The following is a 25,117-nucleotide window of genomic DNA, read 5'->3' on the forward strand; positions in this document are numbered from 1 at the left end:
GATTAAACGTATCTTTAGTAAGTACTTGCTTAACTTAATTGTGGCAGGTATTTATATTTTTTTCCTTTCCGCACAAACAGCTTTTGCTCAAAAGATTGAAGTTGGGGCTGGTGTAGGTGGTTTTAATTACAAAGGCGACATTTCTCCAAATTTTAATTTCCGGTTTTTCAGACCAGGTGGAAGCTTGTTTTTCAGGTATAATCCAAGCAAGGCGTTGTCGCTGCGTGCCGAGGTTGCAGCTGGCGGGATAGGTGCTAACGATAAGTATAGTAAAGACGCATTTCAGCTGGTCCGCAATATGTCCTTTAAAACCAGTATTTTGGAAGCCAGTGCGGTAGCCGAGTATAATTTTCTTAATTACGAAGACAGGAGGTTTGCCATTAACTGGACACCTTATGTTTTTGGAGGACTGGGAGTTAGTAAGTTTAATCCAAACATACAAACGGCTGATTATAAGACTAACACATTGGTGATCCCTTATGGTGTTGGTATAAAATATCAGATACGCCGTCCATGGAATATTGGGCTGGAATACGGTACAAGAAAAACTTTTACTGATTATCTGGATAATCTGGGTGGGGAACCAACATCAAATAATAAATTGCAGCAAGGGGATCCATCTCTTAAGGACACTTATTATTATGTCCGCTTTTCCGTTAGCTATACCTTTTACAGAATATTTTGTCCCTGAAATTGAATGAAAAAAGCTCTCCTGATTATTTTTGGTATTGTCTTTATCCTGGTACTGGCTTTCTTTGGCTTTAAACAGTATACCAAATCTTTTAGCCCGCAAACCTCTGCAGAATACAACAAAGACGGGATAGATATAAAGGTGGATTATAGCAAACCTGCTAAAAAGGGCCGTTATATTTTTGGCAGACAGCAAGATAAGGCGCTGCTGCCTTACGGGAAAGTGTGGAGGACAGGGGCCAACGAAGCGACGGTTATAGAAATAAAACAAGGAGTTTCTTTTGCAGGGAAACAAATTGCAGCGGGAAAATACTCACTGTGGACTATTCCCAATCAGGGAAAATGGCAGGTTATACTAAACTCGCAAACAGGACAATGGGGAACTGAATATAACGATGGTAAAAATGTCCTTAAAGCTGACATTCCTATCAGGATCCGTCCAGGTGTTCAGGAACTTTTTACAATATATTTTGAAAAAAAGAAAACGGAGTAGATATGGTATTGAGCTGGGATCAGACAGAGGCTATTGTTTCGATAAGGCCCAGATGATTTTCGCCACAATAAACCTGTTTTATGTTCGTTGAAGCAATTGAAAAAGTAGATCAGTTTACCCGTCCAATCCATTTTATTTTACGCTACTACACAGGCAGCGATATTATTCCCGGAACTGCCACTTTGTTTTTTGTAAATGAAAATGGTTATGCAGTTACGTGCAGGCATGTGGCAAAACAAATTCTGTACGCCAATTCTATCTACGAAAATTATATAAAATTTAATGGGGAACTCAGGCGGTTTGAGCGTGATCCAGGCCTGAATACGCAGCGTAAGTTACTTGAGGCTAAATATAAAATTAATGCAGAAACGCCCATAAGGATTTTATTTAATTTCGTTAAATGCGTTTCTAATCACAAAAGCCTTACTGTACACCTTCATCCAAGCCAGGATCTGGCTATCATCCGGTTTCATGACTTTGAGTCAGTGCAGTATCAGGGTTTCGCCCATTTTTTGAAAGATACACGGATGGTTAAACAGGGCAAGTATCTTTGCCGGCTTGGCTATCCCTTTCCTGAGTTTACCAATTACCGCTACAATAAAGAAAATAATGACATTGAATGGATAAAAGAAGGGCGAATACATACACCCAAATTTCCTATTGATGGTATTGTGACCCGTCATATTGGTGATAATAATGAAATTACCGGAATTGAAATGAGTACACCCGGCTTACGCGGACAAAGCGGCGGGCCACTTTTTGATACCAAAGGAATAATTTACGGAATGCAAAGCTCAACCAGGCATCTGCATTTGGGTTTTGATCAGATCAACCGGGAAGTTACCACCGAGGGACACCGAAAAAGAGTGTCTAATTATCCGTTTTTAAATGTTGGCCAATGTGTACACGTGGATGTGATCAAGCAATTCCTGCGTGAAAAGAATGTATCTTTTTATGAAGCTGATCCTGCCGGATCATTTTAGAATTACAAAATCATCATCAGTTCTTCCAGCCGCCGGATGTCATAGGTAGGCTGATCATCAAATTTCAGGCCAGCTGGATTATAATAGATTGTATCAAGCCCGAATTGTTTGGCACCCATAATATCAGCAACCCAGTTATCACCAATCATAATACACTCTCCTGTCGAGGCATTTGCCGTTTGTAAAGCATATGCAAAAATTCCCGGATCCGGTTTTTTTGCATTGGCACTTTCAAATGTTATTACATTTTCGAAAAAATGGCTGATCCCCGAGCTTGAGATTTTTTTTGCCTGAATGTCATTAAACCCGTTCGTAACAATGTGCATCCTGTATCCTGCTGATCTTGCATATTCCAAAGCATTCAGTGCACCCTCGAGCAAATGTTTTTTAGTAGGCAATGTGTTCAGATAAGATTCTCCTATTTCTACATGATTGGGTGGGCATGCAATCCCTAATTCAGCAAAGACCATTTTGAACCGGTTTTCGCGTATGTAACTATGGTGAAGTTTTCCTTTGTCAAAATCATCCCAAAGCCTGGTGTTAATATCAAGAAAGGACTGAATAAATAATTCCATTGAGCTCACTCCATGATCTGTAAGTGACGAATTGTGATATATTTCCGTCAGAGATTCGGATGAGTTACGTTCAAAGTCCCAAAGTGTGTGATCAAGGTCAAAAAAAAGGTGCTTGTATTTCATTTCTTGAATTAATTCAAAATTAAAAAATTAATATTTTTAGAAAATTAGTGATTTGTCAATTTCAAAGCTCAACTTTGATCTAAATGACAGATACTGATCGTATATTATATGATAAGTTCTATTATTTTTAATAATATGAATATATTGAGAATTGCTAAAAAAAATAGTTATATATTGACCAATAAGTTGTTAACATGTGTTAATTGAAAATAATTTATATAAAAAAGAAACACAAACATTTGCAAATTATTTGGCAAATCTATTTCTTTGATTTGCAATAATTCGCAAAGTAGTAAGAAACACTTCATTTTATCATTAAAAAAGAAAGGAGAAACAATATCGACGAACCGCTCTACGTTAACTAAATCGAATAGTAAAATGGAGAAAGTCCAAGTTAGTGACAGTGAGTTGGTAACATTGTATATCCATGGTAATGAGAAAGCTTTTGAAAAGCTTGTTCAACGCCACAAATCAAGAATATACACCACTATTTATCTGATTGTCAAGGACCAGTATGTAGCCGAAGATTTATTACAGGACACATTTATTAAGGCCGTTGATACAATAAAGGGTGGTAGATATAATGATGAGGGAAAATTTCTGCCCTGGATTATACGGATCGCACACAACCTAGCCATTGATTATTTCAGACGCGATAAACGCTACCCCAATGTAGTGTTCGAAGATGGAAGCAGTGTATTTAATACATTGGATTTTGCGGAGGATTCCGTTGAATCAGTTCAGATTCGTCAGGAAACACATGAGCAGCTTAGGGAGATGATCCAAAGGTTGCCGGATGTACAGAAGCAAGTACTGATCATGCGCCATTACGAGGACATGAGTTTTCAGGAAATTGCTGATGCAACGGGTGTAAGTATTAATACGGCATTGGGAAGAATGCGTTACGCGTTGATAAACCTGCGTAAGCAATTTAACCAACGTGCCCCACAATATGACAAAAACTTTTACCTACGATGATGTTATCCGGTATTTGTATTCCGAAACAACAGAAAAAGAAAATTACCTGATTGTTGAAGCCCTTGCGCTGGACGACGATCTGATGAATTTTTATCTTGATTCACTGGAAATTAAAAACCAGATGAATAAAGTGGTTTGCAACCCTGCGGAGCAAACAGTATTAAAAGTGCTCAGGTATTCGCAACAATTTGCTACAAGTATTCCGGCTGCACTTTCTTTCTAGAAGAGCAGTCGGTTTGTTTTTACCAGCTATTTATTAATAGCTGGTCTTTTTTATGTAGGACAACCTTAATCATTGTTGTCTTTTAGCAAGCTTCATTTTTATGCAGAGAAAAGAGCGTTACCGTTTGCTACTCGATTATTTTACTAACAATTTTCCGGAACCCGAAACAGAACTTCATTACCGGGATCCATTTGAGCTACTGGTTGCGGTAATTTTATCGGCTCAATGTACCGATAAGCGTGTAAATATTGTAACACCTCCTCTTTTCGAACGTTTTCCTGATGCAAAAGCTCTTGCATTGTCGAACGCGGAGGAAGTATTTACGTACATTCGCTCTGTATCATATCCCAATAACAAAAGCAAACATCTGATTGGAATGGCCCGGATGTTGGTAGAAGATTTTGATTCGGAAATTCCTGCCTCTGTGGATGAATTGCAGAAGTTGCCGGGAGTAGGGCGAAAAACGGCTAATGTGATTGCCTCGGTTATTTTCAACCAGCCTGCTATGGCTGTCGACACACATGTGTTTCGGGTATCGCACCGGATTGGGCTTGTACCTTCCACAGCTACGACACCATTAGCAGTGGAAAAAATGCTGATGAAACATATACCAACCGCGTTGGTGCCCAGGGCGCATCACTGGCTCATATTACATGGCCGGTATGTATGTGTTGCACGTACTCCAAAGTGTCCCGAGTGCAATCTGAAGTCGTTTTGTGCGTATTATGAAAAAAGAATAGCAATTTAAGTTTTCAGGTCATTACAACCTTTTTTAAGCGAGTAGAGTCTATTGTTTTGAAAAGGTTATAGAGTATTATATAAATCACAAAATTTAAAGTAAGCAATGATTCGTAATTATTTGAAATTAAGCATGCTGGTCGCATTCGTGGTTGGAATGGTATCCTGTAATAAAGGATTTGACAATGTGGATGAACAGAAGATTATTGAAAATGAAAATGCTATTGAAAAATATATTGCCGATAGTAACATAACAGTTGTAAGAGATACATCAGGTTTATATTATAAACTTACTGCTAATCCTACGGGCTCAAGAATTGCCATCGGAGAAGAAGCTACTATCAGGTACAATGCGTATTTGTTAAATGGAACCAAAGTTTGGACTTCTGTGAAAGACACCGTTAAAAACTTTAAGTATCCATATTATTCAGGATATCTTTTTGTTTTACCGGGTATGGAGCGTATGCTAACATTGATGCGCACAGGTGACAGGGCTACGATTTTTCTGCCATATTATTTAGGTTTTGGACGTGCCGCTGGTATTCCCTGGGGATACTCTACCAATGCAAATATTCCTGATTATTCAGCGATACGGGTTGATATGGAGTTTGTTGGCAAGCGCAGCGAGGTACAGCAAATAGATGATTTTATTAAAGCAAAAGAATTGACCGTAACACTAAGAACTACTGATAACCTGGTTATCGTAAAGACTACCGCAGTAGCAACCGGAGATACGCTTGGTACTGGTAAAACAGTTAACGTAAAGTACGCAGGTAAATTACTGGATGGAACTGTCTTTGATCCTGGGGCAAAACCTTTATCATTTGTTACCGGCCCTAACAGTGGCCTTATTACTGGTTTCGACCGCGCAATACGCAAATTGAAAGTTGGCGAAAAAGCAACAATTATTTTACCATCTGCCTTAGGATATACTAACCGAGGAAAAATTAACTCCGGAGGAACTGATTTTGTCATCAGGCCTTATCAGCCGATAACATTTGATGTAGAGGTTTTGTAAAATTTATATTTTTAAAAAGCCTTCGGAGCGCTTTATGCATTTCAGAAGGCTTTTTGCATTTAGGATTTATTAAATCCTGCTTCTATACTATCACATATTCTTGATAAATCCTGTGTTGATAAATTTGATCCTGATGGCAGACAAAGCCCATTTTCAAAAATATTTTCGGCCATTCTACCACCAAAATAAGGTGTATTTTTAAAAACAGGCTGCATGTGCATTGGTTTCCAAACCGGCCTGGATTCAATATTTTGCTGCTGTAAATGAATCCGGATTTGTTCTCTGTTGACCCCATCGGATAAAGAAGGATCAATACTCATTGCTGTTAACCAACGGTTAGAGAATGATTCCGGAAGTTCATTCTGGAAAGACAGGCCGGGTAAGTTTTGTAATCTTTCCTTATAAAATTCAAAATTGGCCCTGCGTTGCTTTACCCTTTTTTCAATTACTTCCAGTTGTCCTCTTCCAATTCCTGCACAAACATTGCTTAACCGGTAATTATAACCGATTTGTGAGTGTTCGTAATGAGCAGCATTGTCACGGGCCTGAGTTGCTAAGAATCTGGCTTTTGTTATAAACGATTCATTATTTGAAAGCAAAGCTCCGCCTCCCGAAGTAGTAATAACTTTATTTCCGTTAAAAGACAAAACACCCATATCTCCCCAGCTGCCCAGTTTTTTGCCTTTATAAGTTGAGCCTAATGCTTCAGCAGCATCTTCAACAAACGGAATCTCATATTTTTGGCATAAATATAAAATTTCTTCTAATTGGCAAGGTATTCCATACAAGTGAACACCAATTACTGCTTTTGGTTTTTTGCCTTTTCGGGTATAATATTTTAAAGCTTCTTCCAATGCATCAGGACAGATATTCCAGGTGTTTATTTCACTATCAATAAATACCGGCTTTGCACCCAGATAAGTAATAGGATTGGCACTTGCAGCAAATGTTAATGATTGGCAAAGTACAATATCATCTCTTTTTACATCAAGCATAATTAATGCCAGATGCAGAGCTGCTGTACCGGAAGACAAAGCAGCTACATGATCACAATTCGTGTATGTACCGAGTTCCTTTTCAAATAGGTCAATATTAGGTCCGATGGGAGCCAGCCAGTTTGTATCAAAAGCTTCCAGGATATATTTCATTTCGCTGCCACTCTGATGAGGGGAAGAAAGCCAGATTTTGTTTTCAATTATGGAATTTTCTTTGACTTTGATAATTCGCCCCGGATTACCCCTGACAATGGCTCCATCGGGAATATTATGCGTAATCACACTGCCGGCTGCAATTAAACAATTACTTCCTATGCTGATATTGGGAACCACAATAGAACCGGCACCAATTAAAGTATTTTCGCCAATGTTTACGTTTCCGCACAAAGTAACTCCCGGTGCAAGATGTACGAAATCAGCGATTTTACACTCGTGTTCAACAATTACACGCGTATTGATAATTACATGTCTGCCGATGACAGTATCCGCCTGCAGAATGCTTCCTTGTAGAACTACTGTACCTTCTCCGATAACGGCACTTTTATCAGCAATAGCAGTTGGATGTACTGCAATTCCAAATTGATGCCATATTTTTTGAGCAATTGTGCGCCGTATTTTATTGTTCCCGATTGCAATAATGAGTGGCTCATCATGAAATAATTCCGGATCGTAGTTTCCTGCAACAGCTATTTCCGATAGTTCAGTTTTGGACAAATCATCATCAAAAATTGCTTTTACAAATTCACCATTAGCATTAAAACAGCTGATAATCACTTTGGCATGTCCGCCGGCACCGTAAATAAGCATGACTTAGCAGGAAAGTTAGATACGTCATCAATACGTGAAACATGCTTTTAAGTAATGGATTGTAGTAATTAAATGTTGCATGATTAGCCAGCAAATTTTTTTGCAGGAATAGTTTCATCTGTGCTGGTTTTGCCAAATAATTTCAACGCTGTCAGGAAAAGAATTTTCACATCCAGCCAGAAGGAAAGATTCTGCACGTACCAAACATCATATTCAAATTTTCTTGTCCAGGAAATGGCATTTCTGCCGTTAATCTGAGCCCAGCCGGTTATCCCTGGTTTTACTTTATGCCGCTGTTGCTGGGTGAAATTATAAAGTGGTAAATATTCAATTAATAATGGCCTTGGGCCAATTATACTCATATCTCCTTTAAGTACATTCCAGAGCTGAGGTATTTCATCCATTGAAGTGCGCCGTAACCAGTTTCCAAATCTTGTAATCCTTTGTTCGTCAGGAAGCAAATTGCCATTCGAATCTTTCAGACTCTTCATGGTCCTGAATTTGTTCAACGTAAAAGTAACTCCATTGAGGCCGGGACGAGGCTGTGAAAAAAAAGGTTTTCTATTGTTCAGAAACCATAACAGAATTGTAACAAAAAGAAAAAGCGGAGACAGGATAATTAATCCGGTTCCCGCTATTATAAGATCTAAAATTCTTTTTCCTGAATGCTTATACATTTTCTTCCATGAACTAAAACAGCTCCGGGTATAATACCGGATCAGATTCACGCATTATCCGGTAGGCAGTTTCAAGCACATCGTCCATATTAGGTTTTGTAAAATAATCACCATCGGAACCATAAGGCGGACGATGATCTTTTGCCGAAATGGTAGCAGGAGCGGAGTCGAGCCAGCGATAGGCATTTTGTTTTTCCAGAACCTGCTGCATCATATAGGCAGAAGCACTGCCAGGAACGTCTTCATCTGCAAAGATAACCCTGCTGGTCTTTTTGATTGATTCTATAATGCTGCTATGAATATCGAATGGCAAGAGTGTTTGTACATCAATCACCTCAGCTTCAATACCCAGCTGTTGCAATTGTACCGTAGCTTCCATTACAATCCTGCACATAGATCCGTAAGTAACAATGGTAATATCCTTACCTTGTCTCAACACTTCCGGAACGCCGAGCGGAAGACATATTTCACTGATATTGTCGGGAAGGATTTCTTTTTGGCGATACGAATTTAACGGCTCTATAACCAGGGCAGGATCATCTCCTTTTATTAATGTATTATAAAATCCGGCAGCCTGAGTAAAATTCCTTGGGACAATAACATGCATCCCGCGCAAGCTGCTGAGCATGGTACCCATTGGTGAACCTGAATGCCAGATTCCCTCAAGGCGGTGCCCGCGTGTACGGACAATCAATGGTGCTTTTTGTCCACCTGCTGTACGGTATTGAAGTGTTGCCAGATCGTCCGTCAGCGTTGCAAGCGCATAATAGATGTAATCAAAGTACTGAATTTCAACGATTGGGCGTAAGCCACGCATTGCCAAACCCACTCCCTGTCCAACTATAGTAGCTTCACGGATTCCTGTATCTGTGATCCGCAGTTCACCAAATTTTTCCTGTAAACCAGCCATTCCCTGGTTCACATCACCAATCATACCAACGTCTTCACCCAATGCTAATACACGGGGATCTCTTTCAAAAAGTGCATTGAAATAGGAACGTATGATTTCACGGCCATCTACTGTTGGGCTATTTTCTGAATATATAGGTTCTACTGCTTTTACAAGTAGCGGAGAATCTGCAGAGTTACTATAAAGATGCGTACTAAATCTCTTCTCGTTCTCTTTAAGGCTGTTGTGAAGTGAATCCAGCAAAGCAGTTCTTGATTTATGTTCTTCTGAACCCATCAAACGCAACGCTTTACGAATACTGGAAACCATATCTTTTCTTACCGGCAGATAAGTTTTGGACAATTCCAGAACAATATTGCTGATCTCACTTGCAAAGGCACTTTCGTGCATGGCATTTTGCAGCAATTGTATGGTTGCAAGATATTCTTTATCCAGATCTTTCCGGTACGACTGCCATGCCTGGTTACGTGACTGATGTGCTGTTTCTTTAGCCTCGGTTTCAATCAGTTCCAGATCCTCATCAGTGGCATAACCGTTTTGCAGGATCCAGTTACGGAACCTTCGGTTACAATCATGATCATTTTCCCAATTCAGGCGCTGTTTGGATTTGTATCTTTCATGCGATCCCGAAGTGGAATGGCCTTGTGGCTGGGTCAATTCTGTAACGTGGATTAAAACAGGAACCTGTTCTTCTCTGCACAGGGCAGCCGCACGCTGATAAGTCTCGATCAAAGCAGGATAATCCCAGCCGTTGACTGTTATGATCTCAATACCAGGCTCATCTTCATTACGCTGAAGGCCTGCCAACGCTTTTGAAATACTGGCTTTGGTAGTCTGGTATTTAATTGGAACAGAAATGCCGTAACCATCATCCCAGACAGAGGTAAGCAATGGAACCTGCAATACACCTACCGCATTCATTGCTTCCCAGAACATACCCTGTGAAGTAGAAGCGTCACCAATGGTTGCAAAAATGATTTCGTTTCCCTGATTCGAAAAAGTGGTGAGGTTTTGTATGTCTTTATTGGCCCGGTATAATTTTGAAGCATAAGCAAGCCCTACCGCCCGCGGAATTTGTCCGGCGGTAGAAGAAATGTCACATACTGAATTATGAAGTTGAGTCTGATCCAGCCATTGGCCGTTTTCGTCCAGCCATCTGGTTGAAAAGTGGCCGTTCATGGATCTTCCTCCTGTATTGGGTTCATGCAGCAAATCGGCATGCGCATACATTTGTGCAAAAAACTGCTGCCAGGAAAGGTTTCCTAATGCAGCTTCTATAGTCTGGTCTCTGTAATAACCTGAACGAAAATCACCTCTGCGAAATGCACGCGCCATTGCAATCTGCGCCACTTCCTTTCCATCGCCAAAAATGCCAAATTTGGAACGGCCACCCATTGTATCTTTCCTTCCCAGCAAACTTACCTGACGACTTTCGCAGGCAAGACGATAATCATCAATAATATTCTCCTTACTCAAAATACTGGAACCGGTCAAACTATCATTTTGAAGCATAAGCAAAAGTTGCGGGGTTTGAATCCGTAGTTAAATTACATTTTTTGGATGCATGCCAAAATTATACAGGAAAATAATAATCATAACAATAATCACAACAAGTTTAAGACCTTTGTTAATATTGGTTAATGTTTATTAAATTTAATTTTTATACGCTAATCTTGTTTTTGTGTTCATTTTCCACCACTTAAATGTCTAATACTATTATGAAAGTATTTTTTTCAGCACTGGTTTTATTGATCGGTTTGACCACTGTTAGTTTTGCCCAGAAGGGTGTTTTGAAATTCAAAGAAGAAACACACAAGTTTGGCAAAGTTCCTCAAGGCACTCCTGTTACTCAGGAATTCGTATTTACGAACACCGGAAGTGATCCTGTTGTAATTTCTAACGTTACTGTTTCTTGCGGATGTACAACTCCTGTATGGTCAAAAGATCCTGTTCTTCCTGGTAAAACAGGTACAATCAAAGCAACGTTCAATGCTGCTGCTGCGGGACCTTTCAATAAGCCTGTTACGGTTTTCAGTAATACAGAAGGAGGTTCTATTACTTTATATCTGAATGGTGAAGTAGTTCCAAAAACTGCTGCTGCAAAATCTTCAAAGTAATCCCGACTTTATTAAAAGTTAAAAAAGCTATCCCGAGAAGGATGGCTTTTTTGTTGTTCCATAGTAACCCGGTTAAGCGAATTAAACAATCCAAACTTTACTTTTTTATAAGGCAAGCCGCATATATTGACCTTCCTTATCCGGTTTTTACCTTACTAAGAATTGAAATTAATTTGGTTGGTTTTTGCTTTGAACTTTTGACAGTCAACTGTTTACTGACACTTGTTTAATAACCTGCAAGATCGCGGAATGAACGGCGGCGGGTTACTTTCAGATCCTGAAGAATGCTCGATTTTACTTTTAGTATAAAATTGTAATTGCTCACCCGCGAGGCGCTTCCTGCAAAGGGTGTCCAGTTGAAGCTCATATCCCAGCAATGCAGATCACGCATCAACGATAAAGTTGTAATGGTTGGTTGAAATGCAGTAAAGTCAAAACCGGTATTGATTGTCAGTTTGAAATTTTTGGATAAGCTCAGATCTCCCGTCATTTGCAACGCCTGAATCAGTGTAGCTTTGGATAATCCCGGTTTTGTTAAGCCAAAGTTGTAGTTAAGGGAAACATTCCAGGGCACATTAAAATCAACATACAATTCAGGATTGCTTTCTACGAATTCACGTTCTTCCTGTGTTGCAGTACTGTTGGCACCAGGCGTAGGTTTTGGTTTGTCCGATTTTTTTGGCGAAAAGCTTTTTCCTAATGTAAATCCAAGGCTTTGTAATTTGGCAAGTCCTTGTCCTTCTGCAATAGAATATTTATTGATCTTCGTTCCTATCTGGTTACCTATAATATTCGGATTTGCTACATACGCATAGGGATCGAGATTCATGTTGAAGTTCAGATTCAGGTCTTTCCCGATCCTTGCATTTGCGTTCACACTGATATTGGATAAATTAAGTGAGTCGGCAAGCAAATTATAACTTCCGTTCAAACTTAAATTATCAAGTAATGAAACTTTCTCAAATTGAGCTGCTGCGGTATCGCTCTTTGATCTCAGTTTCATCTCAAAAGAGTTGTTCAAACTGAACGAAATAATACTGGTTGCCTGTCCATTACTTACTCCAACTCCAACACCATTGAAACGCGACAAATTCTTGGTATCGCCAGCTGCATTATATCTTACTCTCTGATAAAAACCATAGGTGGAAGATGTAAAATCTGGTGTGTAACTATAAGTAAGTGATGGAATTACGGTATGCCGGATCGCTTCAAGCCTTTTCCCGCCAAAAACAAATGTCCCATAGAAACGTGTATTCAATCCTCCACCAAAGGAATAAGAGTATTGCGTCCCGGGTTTATTAAGCGTATCAATCCTCACATTGTTTCCACCAACGTAAGTGTATTGGTATTGTTTGGTATAAACCTGCCCCTGTAGTGACATACTGGGCGTCAGATTAATAAAACGTAGAATTTTAAAGTTGGGAAGTGAAATTGGAATACTGTAAGTACCGGTAAACTGCGCATCTTTAAATATTTCAGACAAATTGTCAACATTAAAAGCTACTGTGGTATCCTGGCCTACACGGTTTTTATCTACCCTTAAATTTCTCACCCTGAAACCCAGGCGCGTGTAAGAAGTATCTATAGCGGAAAGTACGTTGGTAAGCCCGTAATTCCCATTAAAATCCATTCCAAGACGGAAACTTTCGAACCAGCGGCCACGACCACCATTCATAGCAAAAGGTGCGATCTGATTTACACCAAAACTGAAATCCGAGGAAATATTGGTTACACCACCAGTTTTTCGAGCAGGTACTGAATTAGGAACATTTTGTCCAAAGTTCTGATTGACACGTAAACTTGCTGCACCACGCAGGTACTGGCCCATTGTCCGGTTGTATTGAACTGAAGAACTTGCCACATTGGATATATATTTTTGGGTTTCTAATACCTGATTCTGATTATAGGTATTACTGGTAATATTGACATTGGCAGAAAATGTGGAATTTCCGCGAGCTTTTGGAGCATGCGACCAGACCAGGCTGAAATCGTTGGTTGTTCCAATGTTTGCACCTCTTTTAACTTCATCACTGGAACGGTTCCTGGCGACTCTTAAAGCAAAATTTCCATTATACTGGTAACGCCTGGAATAGGTAGATGCAACTCCTAAGCCCCAGCTGCCTGAGGTATAGATCTGCCCGGTTACCTGCGCATTAATAAATTCACTGATTGCGAAGTAATAACCTCCGTCCCTCAAATAAAACCCTCTTCCGTTGGGCTCTTCACCATAAGTTGGGAAAAGTATTCCGGACGTACCGATTTCCTTTTTCTTGGGGAAAGGGAAAAAACCAAAAGGCAAAGCTATTGGCAGAGGAACATCACTGATGACGAGATTGAACGGCCCGGAAATAACCTGCTTCTGGTTAACCATCTTAATCTTCGGCGCATTGATGTAATAATGCGGATGCGTAAGATTACAGGTCGTATACATCGAATGATTGATGTAAAAATTTCCTTCCGTGTCTTTTTTTACTTTTTCTCCCCGGATATTTCCGTCACCTTCGGAGGTAACAATTCCCTGGATTAAGGCTTTTTTGGACTTGAAATTATAGCGGATTTCCTTTGTGTTATAAGTTTGTGCACCATCCTGAAAAATAGGGTCTCCGGTCATTTTTTTTGCCGTCGAATCATAAGTTCCTATGGCGTATACTTCATTCGTGATCCAGTTAAGCCGGATGTAACTTGCTTTTAAGTTAATTGTTCCATAATTTACTTCTGCGTTTCCGTATAAATGAACCTGCTTTACAGCAACATCCATAATCGTGGAATCCTCAGCTGTATATTTTACAACATTTTCAAGATCATCCGGAGAAGAAAGTGTATCAGAAGCAGTGGAGTCGGCAGATATTACCAATCCGTTTTTTGTACGTATTGAATCTGCCACCGAAGTAGCAAGTTTGGTGGAATCGGAGGAAATAGTATCCGGTTTGGCAGGTATACGGCCAACATCCGCTTTTTTAGCAGCCCCCTCAGAAACCTTGGCAGTGCCAGGATTTTTTCCGGATCGCTTTGAGCGTTGCTGTATACATCCCACCGTGCCGATTAAAAGAAACGCCACAAGTCCCAGCGATATAATAATCGCCTTTCTTTTCAGTTCTAACAAATAGAGTATTTTTGCATAATAATTCAAAATTAGTTGAGAAACCTCTAAAGAATTACGTCGTAACTAAAAAATAATGTTAAAAATTCTTAAAACCATAATTGCAGCCTCTTTATTACTGGTCAGTCTTGCTTTTGTTATTCATGAAAAACCGGTTGTAGCAAGAGTCGATACTAAAGTGAATACCGTCGTTATTGATGCTGGCCATGGAGGTAAAGATCCGGGAACCAGAGGCAGTGTTGCCAGAGAAAAAGACGTGGCATTAAAAGTTGCATTGGAACTTGGCCGTAAAATCAAGGAAGAAGATCCTGATGTAAAAGTTCTTTATACACGCTCCACCGATGTCTTTATTGAATTAGGTGAACGCTCTGCATTTGCAAACCGAAATAACGCTGATCTTTTTATTTCTATTCATTGTAACGCTACTCCACGGTCCAGTGGTGCAAGGGGAACAGAAACGTATGTAATGGGTTTGCATAAAACAGAAGGAAACCTTGAAGTGGCAAAGCGTGAAAACTCTGTAATATTGCAGGAAACTAATTACAAACAAAAGTATAAGGGATTTGATCCTAATTCTCCTTTGGCACATATTATGCTTGCAAATTACCAGAGTGCATTCATATACAGTAGTTTAAAGTTTGCTGATTATGTGGAAAAAAAGTTTCGTACAGTTTCTGAACGGGAAAGCCGGGGAGTAAAACAAGCAGGATTTCTGGTGTTATGGCGGGCCGCAATGCCAAGTGTACTGATTGAAACGGGATTCTTGTCTTCGTCGAATGAAGAAAGGTACCTGAATTCGGAAGAAGGCCAGGAAGAAGTAGCAAAATCAATTTATCAGGCTTTCAAAATTTATAAAAAAGAGATGGATCAGTGATCCGTTAGCTAATTATATTGATATACCAATTGCGAATCAAATTAATTTAGGCGAACTTAAACTTACACCAACTGCTTAATATAGCTGTAGGCTTATGCCGGGAGCAATTTTTACTTAGTCCATGAAAATATCAAAAGAAGTGAAGGTGGGGATAATGGCAATATTTGCTATTGTATTATTATACCTCGGCTTTCATGTACTCAAAGGTTCTGATGTCTTTTCCAGAACATACAAATATTATGTCATATATGATAACATTGATGGACTTACAGCATCCAATCCTGTTTTGCTCAATGGCCTGAACGTGGGCCGTGTACAGGGAATAACGCTTTTACAGAATCGTCAGAACAAGCTTTTGGTCACAATTGATGTTCAGAAAGGAATTGTTCTGCCAGAAGGTACACTTGCAACTTTAGCTGATGGGGGATTACTTGGAGGCAAAGTTATCCACATTACAATGGGTACATCTACCCGGTTTCTGACTGATAATGATACACTTATCGGATCAAAAGAAGCAGGTATTTCAGCATTATTACAGGAAAAAGCTTTGCCACTGGTAACCCATGCAGATTCTCTTGTCCGGAACCTTGACGTAGTTGCTGCCGGATTTAAAGAAACCGGACTGATACTGAATCAGGTGTTGAAGAACTACGACCAGACGGGAAATAGTTTACAAGGATTATTAAGCGAAAACCGCAAAAATCTGCTGGCAATGACCACCAATCTTAATGCACTTTCTGCTTCATTAATTGAAACCGAAAAAGAGCTTAAACCTTTGCTGGCAAAAACAGGAACACTCGCTGATTCATTAAATGCACTGCGATTAGGAGAAACTGTACAAAGTGCCAACAAGACGATCGGAGAGCTGCGGCAGATACTGGCGGGTGTACAAGCAGGAAAAGGCACAGCTGGTAAACTGGTCACTGATCAAACACTTTATGACAATCTGAACAGAACTATGATCAGTCTAAATAAACTGATGACTAATTTCCGGGAACACCCAAAACGCTATGTTCACATATCTGTTTTTGGAAAAAAGGAAACAGGACCTGCTGAGTCTGTGCTGGATACAGCTACACAAATCAGGTAAACACACGCTGCCAGTTACTGTTTTTCGTTATTTTGCTTAAAGAAAATAGTAAATAAAATTCTTATGCTGATAAAAGAGCCGAAGAAATGAAGCACAAGTACGCTGGCAAAAAATGAAAATATTCCCCAGGCACTTATTTACGAGGTGATGGACGGACAGCCTTCGTATTATAGAGGATATAAAGATGTGTTAAATAATAAAAAATCACTTAATGATATTATTGGAAGTAGTGGATTGCAGTCTTTTATAATTCAGTATATCCTTGAAATATTATACATCAGAGTTGGACGCAAATTATATCATTTTTTAACATAGGGCAATATTTACAGGATGAGGGGATAAAAGTGGAAACAAATTTTTAAATCTTTCTTTTCAGTAATAAAAAACAAGTCGTTTGCTTACGGGCAGGCGACTTTTTATTTTTGGGCTGTTCATTTAAACTTTCATCAGGAACTATGCCGAATCAGGAAACAATGCAGGAATTGTTGCAAACCCTCGACCTGAAATATGAACAGGTAAAACTGGGTGGAGGTAAAAAAAGAATAGAAGCGCAACATCAGAAGGGCAAGCTCACTGCCCGGGAAAGAATAGATTATTTAATTGATACAGGTTCATATTTTTTAGAAATTGGTGCATTTACAGCTGATGGCATGTATGCAGACGAAGGTGGCTGCCCCTCTGGTGGCGTTGTTGCAGGAATTGGCTATGTATCCGGCAAGCAATGCCTGATTGTGGCAAATGATGCTACCGTAAAAGCAGGCGCATGGTTTCCGATTGCTGCAAAGAAGAATCTGCGTGCTCAGGAAATTGCCATGGAAAACCGTCTGCCGGTTATTTATCTGGTAGACAGCGCAAGGGTGTACTTACCAATGCAATCCGAAGTATTTGCTGATAAGGAGCATTTTGGGCGTATTTTCAGAAATAACGCCAGAATGTCTTCCATGGGGATTGTGCAAATTGCTGCAATTATGGGAAGTTGTGTTGCAGGCGGTGCTTATCTGCCGGTCATGTCCGATGAAACTTTTATAGTGGAAGGTACAGGATCTGTTTATCTGGCAGGGCCATATTTAGTTAAATCGTCAGTTGGAGAGGATGTAGATAGCGAAACGCTTGGCGGTGCTTCCATGCATTGTGAAATATCAGGGGTAACCGACAATAAATTTCCGGATGATAAATCGTGCCTGGATGCTATAAAGAGACATATTGATAAAATCGGTGAACCTGAGAATGCCGGTTTTAATCGTAAACCAACAATATCCCCGGCCCGGGTTGCTGATGAAATATATGAGATTCTGCCAACCGACCGGCTGAAACCTTATGATATGCTCCATATCCTGGAGTGTATCACCGATGCATCAGAAATTGACGAATACAAACCAGATTATGGCAAAACCCTAATTTGTGCCTATGCCCGGGTTGACGGATGGGCAGTTGGAATAGTTGCGAATCAGCGCAAGGTAGTCAGGTCCGGAAAAGGCGAAATGCAGATGGGCGGCGTAATTTATGGGGAATCTGCGGATAAAGCGGCTCGCTTTATCATGAATTGTAACCAGAAAAAATCCCGTTAATATTCTTTCAGGATGTAACCGGTTTTATGGTAGGAAGCCGTGCTGAACAGGGTGGAATTATTAAAGATGGTGCCAAGATGGTCAATGCCGTGGCAAATTCTATAGTTCCTAAATTTACCTTCATTGTGGGTAATTCATATGGTGCAGGAAATTATGCCATGTGCGGAAAAGCATATGACCCTCGATTGATATATGCATGGCCAACGGCGCAAATGGCAGTAATGAGCGGAGTAACAGCAGCAAAAACATTACTTCAGATCCAAACAGCAACTTTAAAAGCAAAAGGTGAAATAATTACACCCGAAGCTGAAAAACAGCTTTTAGATGAAATTACAGATAGGTATAACGAGGAATTGTCTCCTTATTTTGCTGCTGCGAGGCTTTGGGTTGATGGAATTATTGATCCCGTTGAAACCAGGAGAATAATTTCAATGGGAATAGAAGCTGCAAACCAGTCACCAATCGAAAGAGCATTTAATGTTGGTGTAATGCAGGTTTAGCAGGTTAAAACACAAAAAGCCGTCCATTTGGACGGCTTTTTGTGTTTACTTTATTATTCATGGGCTAATTAAGCTTCTCTTATTTCAAGAAGCATTTCATCAGTAATATTATTTTTTTCCTTAAAATCGGAAACGGTTTCTACAAATGATGTGTGCAGTCCTTCAATATTTTCCAGGTTTTTATAAGCACCGTCATATATTGTGGCAATTGATTTCTCAAGTTCCTGAATATTAAGGTTCATATTTTCAGTTTCAATCTGGCCTATCTTCTTAATTACGGCAGTTTCGCTATTTTTTAAATCTTCGAGTTCGCGAAGAATTTTTTCCATTGACTTAAATTTCTCGATCTTATCCATAACTTCTTATTTAATGTTGTTAGCAATAGTTAAAATATCATGCCATCAACTTATTGGATTCTGATATGCATTGATTATCATCAGTTTTTATAATTAGAAAGTGGATTGCCCGGTAAATTCTCATACCAATTTCCTTTGTTTTTTATGGATAGAAATACAGTTAAATGGATATTGTCTTTACTATATATCCTTGCCGGATTTGAGGTTTTTGGACAATCCGGCGGAAAAAATATTCCCGAAGCTTTAACCAATTGGAAAGGTTTTGAAAAACATGAGTTCGAATTCGAAAACCGAAATGCGTGGTATGTAAAACCTAATCAGGCGCTGCCCGGAAATCCGTGGGTTTGGCGCGCACATTTCCCTACCTGGCATACGGAAATGGATAGTATCCTGCTTACCCGTGGCTTTCATATTGTTTATGTGAATACGAATGACATGTTTGGTCATCCCAAAGCCATGCAGGTTTGGGATGATTTTTACGATTATCTGGTCAGGGAAAAACAGTTTGCTCCCAAAGTCGCTTTGGAAGGTGTGAGCCGGGGTGGGTTATATGTGTACGGCTGGGCGAAGCGAAATCCGGATAAGGTAAGTTGTATCTATGCTGAAGCACCGGTTTGTGATCCGAAAAGCTGGCCGGGAGGAAAAGGCAAAGGGCCGGGATCTGAAAAAGACTGGGCTTCATGGCTTGAACAATACGGCTTAACTGAAAAAGAAGCAGAAAGTTTTAATGATACTCCTTTAAACGACCTGAGTGGTCTTGCTGCATTTAAGGTACCAATCCTGCACGTAATTGGTTTGGAAGATAAATTGGTTCCGCCTGCTGAAAATTCTGACCTGTTGGTACAAAATTATTTAAAATTGGGCGGTCCGGTAAGCGTTTATCCTATGACTCGAGGTGAACAAACTTTGGAAGGACATCATTTTTCCATAGAACACCCTGAATTTTTTGCCAATTTCATCTATGAAAACAGCGTACCGGTTCAAAAGCCGTTGCCTTCCTCCGCTTACATTGAAGTGAACCAGGGTTTGGGCAATGCATATGAAAAATTTAAAACCGCAAAAAGAGGTACAGTTGCATTCCTGGGCGGATCAATTACACACAATCCTGGCTGGCGTAACAAAACGGCACAATACTTACAGGAACATTTTCGGGAAACAGAATTTACTTTCATAACTGCCGGGATTCCATCACTGGGAAGCACGCCGCACGCTTTTCGTTTTGAAAAAGATGTATTGTCAAAAGGAATCCCCGATTTGCTATTTGTGGAGGCAGCAGTAAATGACAGAACCAATGGATTTACTGAAAAAGCACAGATACGTGCATTAGAAGGTATTTTGAGACAAATGTATTTCAAAAATCCAAAAGCCGGTACTGTGATAATGGCTTTTGCAGATCCTGATAAAAATGCTGATTATGATGATGGGAAAGAGCCTGTTGAAGTTGCAGTTCACCAAAAAATTGCCAGCTATTATGGTGCTTCCTATATCAATCTGGCAAAAGAAGTTTATGACAAGATGAAGGCAGGAGAATTTTCCTGGAAGTATGATTTTAAAGATTTGCACCCTTCTCCGTTCGGGCAGGAAATCTATTTTCAAACTATAAAAGAACTGTTAAGATTAACTCCTGAACAGGCTTATAAGGATATAGAACTTCCAACAGCAATTGATAAGTTCTCATATGAAAAAGCGGGTTATCGTCCTGTTGCAGAAGCAAAAAAACTGGCTGGATTTAAAGTGGATCCAAATTGGAAACCAAAAGATAACGTTTCAACAAGGGAAGGTTTTGTAAATGTTTCTATGCTGGTAAGTGAAAGTGCAGGTTCTTCTTTTGAATTTGATTTTAAAGGCCAGGGAGTGGGAATCGCAATTATTTCCGGTCCGGATGCCGGGAAAGTTTCTTATTCCATTGATGGCAAAAAAGCACAAACACTGGATCTGTTTACGCAATGGAGCACGCAATTACACTTGCCCTGGTACCTGATGCTGAACGATGGACTTTTATCAGGAAAGCATACTTTAAAACTAAGTATTGTTTCTGATAAGAATGAGAAGAGTATTGGAAATGCCTGCCGGGTAGTTTATTTTTTGGTGAATGAATGAGAGGCACTATTCAAACCTTAATCTTAAAATTCTAATAAAATTAAATCCAGATCAGGAATAGTTGCGAAACCTTTATCAAAAGTGATAAGTTCAATTTTTAGAAATTGAGCAGTTGCCGCAATAATAGCGTCAGGAAGTTTAATTCTCCTGATTTTTTTAAGGTTAATTGTAAAATCTTTAATTTTTGGAAGAATTTCAACTATTGAGCAGTCTTTCAAAAATTCCTTAATAGCCAGATTAGTTTGATCGTCCAATCCAGGATAACTAAGTAATTCTATTTCTGTTATAATAGAAATGAAAATTTCGTTGCCATCCAATGCATTAATAGCTTTTGGATGTTCATTGAAAAAATAGATAAGAGTGTTGGTATCAGCTAAAACTCTATTCCCACTCATTTCTTATTTGCTTTTGGTAAGTAAGGCCATCAACGGGAAATTTTATTTTACCGGTATATTTTTTTGCATCAAATCCTTTGCGGGTAGCTCTTTCCTCTGCAATTGCTTTCATTGCATCTTTAACTGCCGTAGCAGGTGCATCTTTCTTGATTGTTACGACCATTTTTATAGTTTTTATACAATTTTACAATATTTTTAATTAGAATTCAATTGTTATACGTTTGTCACTTCAAAGTCTGCGTAGTATAGGTACTCTCAAAGATCTTGTCTGCATTTGCCGCTTCAAAACCGTCGCGACGGTGTTTTCTGGTGATTTGATTTCCTGGTAAATGTTTGAATTCCGGCAAGACTTTTCTCTCTGCAAATTCTACGTAAGACCCCGATATTTTCAACGTTTCTCCATCTGCAAATTCTGCATCGATCATTTGGGCAATTGTAGCACTTTGCAGTAACCCTCCATCCGGACTGATTTTTATTTTTCCGCCGGAAGTATTGAGTTTAATGCCGTTTTCTTCCAGAAACACATTGAAATTTGCAACTGTATTATAACCTTCGGGTAAATTATGTACGCTGATTGTGAAGTGATTAAGGTAATAACGATTGTATATGACCCAGGCTGCATATTCACTTTCTTTCAGCAGTGTTTGATAATCAGCAACGGTGGGAGTGCGCCAAAGCGGGCGATGAAGAAATGCATCCACGTCCAGGCCATTATCTAAATTAAGATGATCAACGGGATCACTGGTCACTTCATCAGTATAGCTGTAAATAATTTTCTGACTTTCTTCTGACAAATCTCCAACACGAAGTTCACTTACAAAAATCCGCGGATCGGTTTCACGTGGCGGGCTGTACCACCAGGCATCCAGCTTTTTACCTTCAAAAAAATAATGCTCTTTTTTTCATATCCATAATGAAGAAATATCTTTTCAAAAGACTGAATTCCCAATTGCGGAACGCCCATAGTCCGGAAAGCAATATGGTCATTTTCTATCCCCTCCATAGTTTCAATAATCCCGGCCCGAGTCATTGCATTAATAATTGTTTTTACATCGGGAACACGTTCCTTATATCTGGACATAAGGCCATTCAGAACAATATCCAGCGTTTCATTTTTTTGTGTTGATAAAGGATTCATATCAATTATGGTTATTGAAATAAAAATACGGGAATCGGATTATACAATTGATTATCAGCAAATAACTCCTGAATTTCTTAATTTTGAATATAACCGGAAACAAAAGTTGCTGCAAAACAGATAGAAATCAGGGTGCTTTATTCTTTGTACTAATAAACGTCAATGTAAGAAGAATAAGGTTTTTAAGTTTGAAAAATCTTAAGATCACTGTCAGAATCCATTCCAGGGATACTATTTGCTTTAAAAATTTGTTTTATAAATATAGTAAGAAAAAGTATTATCAATAAGGCAAGTGTTCAATCATGAAAAAACATCTTTTCTTTTCTGCAGGAATTATACTGGCCATTGGAACGATGGTATTTTCCTGTTTTCAAAAGAACGGGACTTTAAAAAGTAAATCGTCAGAAGAGGCTATTAGCTATAATTTTAATGTCAGGCCTATTTTGTCGGATAAATGTTTTGCATGCCATGGCCCAGATGCTAAAAAACGCGAAGCGGGTTTACGGCTCGACATGGCTGAAAGTGCGTATGCCAAATTGAAAGATGGCAAAGGCGTTGCCATCTTTCCCGGAAAACCTGAACAGTCAGAATTATACAAAAGAATCACATCCATTGACCCTGAGTACCAAATGCCCACACCCGAATCTCATTTGGGGTTATTAAGTGAGGCTGAAATCAGCACCGTGAAAAAATGGATTGAACAAGGTGGTAAATATGAAAAACACTGGGCATTTTCTGCACCCGTACTTCCCAAAGTTCCTGAAATAGAAAAAGAAGAGTGGCCAAAAAATGAAATTGACCACTTTGTTTTGAAAAAGATAGAAAATGCCGGTCTCGCACCCAATGAAGAAGCAGACAAAAGTCATTTGTTAAAAAGGGTAGCGTTGGATCTGACTGGTTTGCCGCCGACTTTGGAACTTCAAAATAAATTTGAAGCCGATAAAAGTGACAAGGCATACGAAAATATAGTGAACGAATTACTTGCCCAAAAAACGTACGGCGAGAAAATGGCCATTTACTGGCTTGATATGGCGCGTTATGCGGATTCGTACGGCTATCAGGATGATGAGGTGAGAACACAATGGCCATGGCGCGACTGGCTGATTAATTCTTTTAATAAAAATATGCCTTATGACCAGTTTCTGACCTGGCAGATTGCAGGGGATATGTTGCCTAATGCAAGTAAAGAACAGATTCTGGCCACGGCTTTTTTTCGAAACCATAAGTATACAGAAGAGGGAGGCGTTATACCGGAAGAGTACCGGATTGAGTATAATATTGATAAAACAAAGACTTTCAGTACAGGGGTTTTAGGGTTGACTGTCGAATGTGCCCAATGCCATGACCATAAATATGACCCGATTTCTCAGGAAGATTATTACCGGCTTTTTGCCTTTTTTAACAACTCGAAGGAAGTTGGGTATGAAGGAGATGTATCTCAATCCAAACCCGCAAAAAATCCGATCCTGACGATTTCTGATGATGAAGCTAAAAATCTGTTGTCGTTTATCAACCGTCCTGATACCAGTCGTTTAATTGTTTCTGTTCTCGGAGACAGGGATACTTTACGTGCCACACATATCCTGAACAGAGGCGTTTATGATGCGCCGGGTAGAATTGTAACGGCGTCTGCACTTCCGGCCGTAATGAAATTCGATACAACTAAAACACCTCAGAACAGGCTTGGATTGGCGAAATGGACAACCAGTAAGAATAATCCATTGACAGCCCGGGTTTTTGTCAATCAGGTCTGGCAGGAGTTCTTTGGCCGTGGTATTGTAAAAAGTACGGGTGATTTCGGGATGCAGGGAGAACTGCCTACGAATCCGGCTTTGCTGGACTGGTTGGCAGTTGATTTTATGAATCATAACTGGGATATTAAAAGGCTTGTAAAGCAGATTGTCACATCTGCAACTTACCGGCAATCAGCGAAAATTACGGATGAAAAATTAAAGGCAGACCCTGATAATATTTATCTGTCACGTGGCCCGAGGTACCGCTTACCGGCAGAGTTTGTGCGCGATATGGTTTTGTCCACAAGCGGCTTGCTTAATCCTAAAATTGGTGGCCCGAGTGTTAAACCATATCAGCCGAAAGGATTGTGGGAATCAGCAACTTCCGGCCGGGGATCGTTAAAAAGCTATCAGCAGGACAGGGGAGAAGCTTTGTATAGAAGAGGAATGTATACGTTCATTAAACTTACTGTACCACCGCCGTCAATGATAATTTTCGATGCCAGCAACCGCGATCATTGTGAAATAAAACGATCCAAAACCAACACACCTTTGCAGGCATTGGTCATGCTTAATGACCCGACTGTATTGGAAGCGTCGCGTGTTTTGGCAGAACGTATCACTTTAAAATCTGTCGGTACAGAAGATAAGATCAGGGAATCATTTCAACGGATTGTTTGCAGAAAACCTACAGATAAAGAAATGAAACTGTTGGTTGAATACTACAACGATGAGGAAAGAATATTAGCTCAGGATAAAAAGCTGGCACATAAAGTATTGAATGTAGGTGAGCATCCGCACGAAGCTAAGGTAAACGAGAACAAAGCAGCGGCACTGATGCGTGTGATCAATACACTTTACAATATGGAAGAAACAATAACGAAATCTTGAAATGATAAAAATAACCGCAGCAGGCACAATGGATTACGTAATGGA

Annotated in this window: 20 protein-coding genes and 2 pseudogenes; 13 read left to right on the top strand and 9 right to left on the bottom strand. The window is 39.6% G+C overall.

Annotated features, from left to right (window positions below; genetic code table 11):
- Nucleotides 1-40 precede the first annotated feature (40 nt).
- The 3 genes from KZC02_RS17060 (at nt 41) to KZC02_RS17070 (ending at nt 2,166) form a co-directional block, all read left to right on the top strand.
- Nucleotides 41-691 carry a DUF6089 family protein gene (locus tag KZC02_RS17060; RefSeq protein ID WP_229253644.1) on the top strand — a complete coding sequence of 217 codons (651 nt, stop codon included), beginning with the start codon at nt 41-43 and terminating at the stop codon, nt 689-691.
- A gap of 6 nt (nt 692-697) precedes the next feature.
- Nucleotides 698-1,183, top strand: a complete 486-nt coding sequence (locus KZC02_RS17065; protein WP_229253645.1) for a DUF2911 domain-containing protein — start codon at nt 698-700, stop codon at nt 1,181-1,183.
- A gap of 80 nt (nt 1,184-1,263) precedes the next feature.
- Complete coding sequence (locus tag KZC02_RS17070) at nt 1,264-2,166, top strand: trypsin-like peptidase domain-containing protein (RefSeq protein WP_221389817.1); 903 nt, start codon at nt 1,264-1,266, stop codon at nt 2,164-2,166.
- 2 nt (nt 2,167-2,168) lie between these two features.
- Here the strand turns inward: KZC02_RS17070 and KZC02_RS17075 are convergent, their stop codons facing one another.
- The gene (locus KZC02_RS17075; RefSeq protein ID WP_221389818.1) at nt 2,169-2,864 is read right to left on the bottom strand and encodes a YjjG family noncanonical pyrimidine nucleotidase; all 696 of its coding nucleotides are present in this window, start codon (nt 2,862-2,864) and stop codon (nt 2,169-2,171) included.
- Between the two features lie 378 nt (nt 2,865-3,242).
- On the opposite strand from KZC02_RS17075, the gene KZC02_RS17080 reads away from it, so the two are divergent.
- The 4 genes from KZC02_RS17080 (at nt 3,243) to KZC02_RS17095 (ending at nt 5,821) form a co-directional block, all read left to right on the top strand.
- Complete coding sequence (locus tag KZC02_RS17080) at nt 3,243-3,842, top strand: RNA polymerase sigma factor (RefSeq protein ID WP_221389819.1); 600 nt, start codon at nt 3,243-3,245, stop codon at nt 3,840-3,842.
- On the top strand, nt 3,817-4,065 hold the full coding sequence (locus KZC02_RS17085) for a hypothetical protein (RefSeq protein WP_221389820.1): 249 nt from the start codon (nt 3,817-3,819) through the stop codon (nt 4,063-4,065). Before KZC02_RS17080 ends, KZC02_RS17085 begins: the two co-directional genes overlap by 26 nt.
- 100 nt (nt 4,066-4,165) lie before the next feature.
- Nucleotides 4,166-4,813 (top strand): endonuclease III, encoded by a 648-nt coding sequence (nth, locus tag KZC02_RS17090; RefSeq protein WP_221389821.1) that lies wholly within the window; start codon nt 4,166-4,168, stop codon nt 4,811-4,813.
- A gap of 96 nt (nt 4,814-4,909) precedes the next feature.
- Nucleotides 4,910-5,821: an FKBP-type peptidyl-prolyl cis-trans isomerase gene (locus KZC02_RS17095; RefSeq protein WP_221389822.1), complete on the top strand. Its 912-nt coding sequence runs from the start codon at nt 4,910-4,912 to the stop codon at nt 5,819-5,821.
- Between the two features lie 59 nt (nt 5,822-5,880).
- On the opposite strand, the gene KZC02_RS17100 is transcribed toward KZC02_RS17095, so the two are convergent.
- The 3 genes from KZC02_RS17100 to KZC02_RS17115 form a co-directional block, all read right to left on the bottom strand.
- The gene (locus KZC02_RS17100) at nt 5,881-7,623 is read right to left on the bottom strand and encodes a NeuD/PglB/VioB family sugar acetyltransferase (protein WP_310590319.1); all 1,743 of its coding nucleotides are present in this window, start codon (nt 7,621-7,623) and stop codon (nt 5,881-5,883) included.
- An 83-nt stretch (nt 7,624-7,706) separates the two neighbouring features.
- Nucleotides 7,707-8,300 carry a sugar transferase gene (locus KZC02_RS17110; RefSeq protein WP_221389823.1) on the bottom strand — a complete coding sequence of 198 codons (594 nt, stop codon included), beginning with the start codon at nt 8,298-8,300 and terminating at the stop codon, nt 7,707-7,709.
- Between the two features lie 13 nt (nt 8,301-8,313).
- Nucleotides 8,314-10,722 (bottom strand): thiamine pyrophosphate-dependent enzyme, encoded by a 2,409-nt coding sequence (locus KZC02_RS17115; protein WP_221389824.1) that lies wholly within the window; start codon nt 10,720-10,722, stop codon nt 8,314-8,316.
- 206 nt (nt 10,723-10,928) lie between these two features.
- Between KZC02_RS17115 and KZC02_RS17120 the strand changes: the two genes are divergently transcribed.
- Nucleotides 10,929-11,327, top strand: a complete 399-nt coding sequence (locus KZC02_RS17120) for a DUF1573 domain-containing protein (protein ID WP_221389825.1) — start codon at nt 10,929-10,931, stop codon at nt 11,325-11,327.
- 226 nt (nt 11,328-11,553) lie between these two features.
- Here KZC02_RS17120 and KZC02_RS17125 read toward each other — a convergent pair whose 3' ends face one another.
- The gene (locus KZC02_RS17125) at nt 11,554-14,430 is read right to left on the bottom strand and encodes a putative LPS assembly protein LptD (RefSeq protein ID WP_221389826.1); all 2,877 of its coding nucleotides are present in this window, start codon (nt 14,428-14,430) and stop codon (nt 11,554-11,556) included.
- Between the two features lie 73 nt (nt 14,431-14,503).
- On the opposite strand from KZC02_RS17125, the gene KZC02_RS17130 reads away from it, so the two are divergent.
- The 3 genes and pseudogenes from KZC02_RS17130 to KZC02_RS17140 all read left to right on the top strand — a co-directional run bounded on the left by KZC02_RS17130 (nt 14,504) and on the right by KZC02_RS17140 (nt 18,459).
- Nucleotides 14,504-15,301, top strand: coding sequence for an N-acetylmuramoyl-L-alanine amidase (locus KZC02_RS17130; protein WP_221389827.1), 798 nt, complete (start codon nt 14,504-14,506; stop codon nt 15,299-15,301).
- Between the two features lie 121 nt (nt 15,302-15,422).
- Complete coding sequence (locus KZC02_RS17135; RefSeq protein WP_221389828.1) at nt 15,423-16,391, top strand: MlaD family protein; 969 nt, start codon at nt 15,423-15,425, stop codon at nt 16,389-16,391.
- 473 nt (nt 16,392-16,864) lie between these two features.
- Nucleotides 16,865-18,459 (top strand): annotated as a pseudogene (locus KZC02_RS17140) (acyl-CoA carboxylase subunit beta).
- Between the two features lie 68 nt (nt 18,460-18,527).
- Here the strand turns inward: KZC02_RS17140 and KZC02_RS17145 are convergent.
- Nucleotides 18,528-18,815: a hypothetical protein gene (locus tag KZC02_RS17145; RefSeq protein ID WP_221389829.1), complete on the bottom strand. Its 288-nt coding sequence runs from the start codon at nt 18,813-18,815 to the stop codon at nt 18,528-18,530.
- Between the two features lie 144 nt (nt 18,816-18,959).
- Between KZC02_RS17145 and KZC02_RS17150 the strand changes: the two genes are divergently transcribed.
- Nucleotides 18,960-20,915 carry a GDSL-type esterase/lipase family protein gene (locus KZC02_RS17150; protein WP_221389830.1) on the top strand — a complete coding sequence of 652 codons (1,956 nt, stop codon included), beginning with the start codon at nt 18,960-18,962 and terminating at the stop codon, nt 20,913-20,915.
- 23 nt (nt 20,916-20,938) lie between these two features.
- Here KZC02_RS17150 and KZC02_RS17155 read toward each other — a convergent pair whose 3' ends face one another.
- The 3 genes and pseudogenes from KZC02_RS17155 to KZC02_RS17165 form a co-directional block, all read right to left on the bottom strand.
- Complete coding sequence (locus KZC02_RS17155) at nt 20,939-21,310, bottom strand: type II toxin-antitoxin system VapC family toxin (protein WP_221389831.1); 372 nt, start codon at nt 21,308-21,310, stop codon at nt 20,939-20,941.
- Entirely contained in the window at nt 21,297-21,473 is a 177-nt protein-coding gene (locus KZC02_RS17160; RefSeq protein WP_221389832.1) for a hypothetical protein, read from the bottom strand. Before KZC02_RS17160 ends, KZC02_RS17155 begins: the two co-directional genes overlap by 14 nt.
- A gap of 61 nt (nt 21,474-21,534) precedes the next feature.
- A pseudogene (locus KZC02_RS17165) lies at nt 21,535-22,448 on the bottom strand (DUF1338 domain-containing protein).
- 302 nt (nt 22,449-22,750) lie between these two features.
- Between KZC02_RS17165 and KZC02_RS17170 the strand changes: the two are divergent.
- The gene (locus KZC02_RS17170; RefSeq protein WP_221389833.1) at nt 22,751-25,072 is read left to right on the top strand and encodes a PSD1 and planctomycete cytochrome C domain-containing protein; all 2,322 of its coding nucleotides are present in this window, start codon (nt 22,751-22,753) and stop codon (nt 25,070-25,072) included.
- The last annotated feature ends 45 nt before the right edge of the window (nt 25,073-25,117 follow it).

Origin of the sequence: Dyadobacter sp. NIV53 (assembly GCF_019711195.1) — a bacterium.
GTDB lineage: Bacteria > Bacteroidota > Bacteroidia > Cytophagales > Spirosomataceae > Dyadobacter.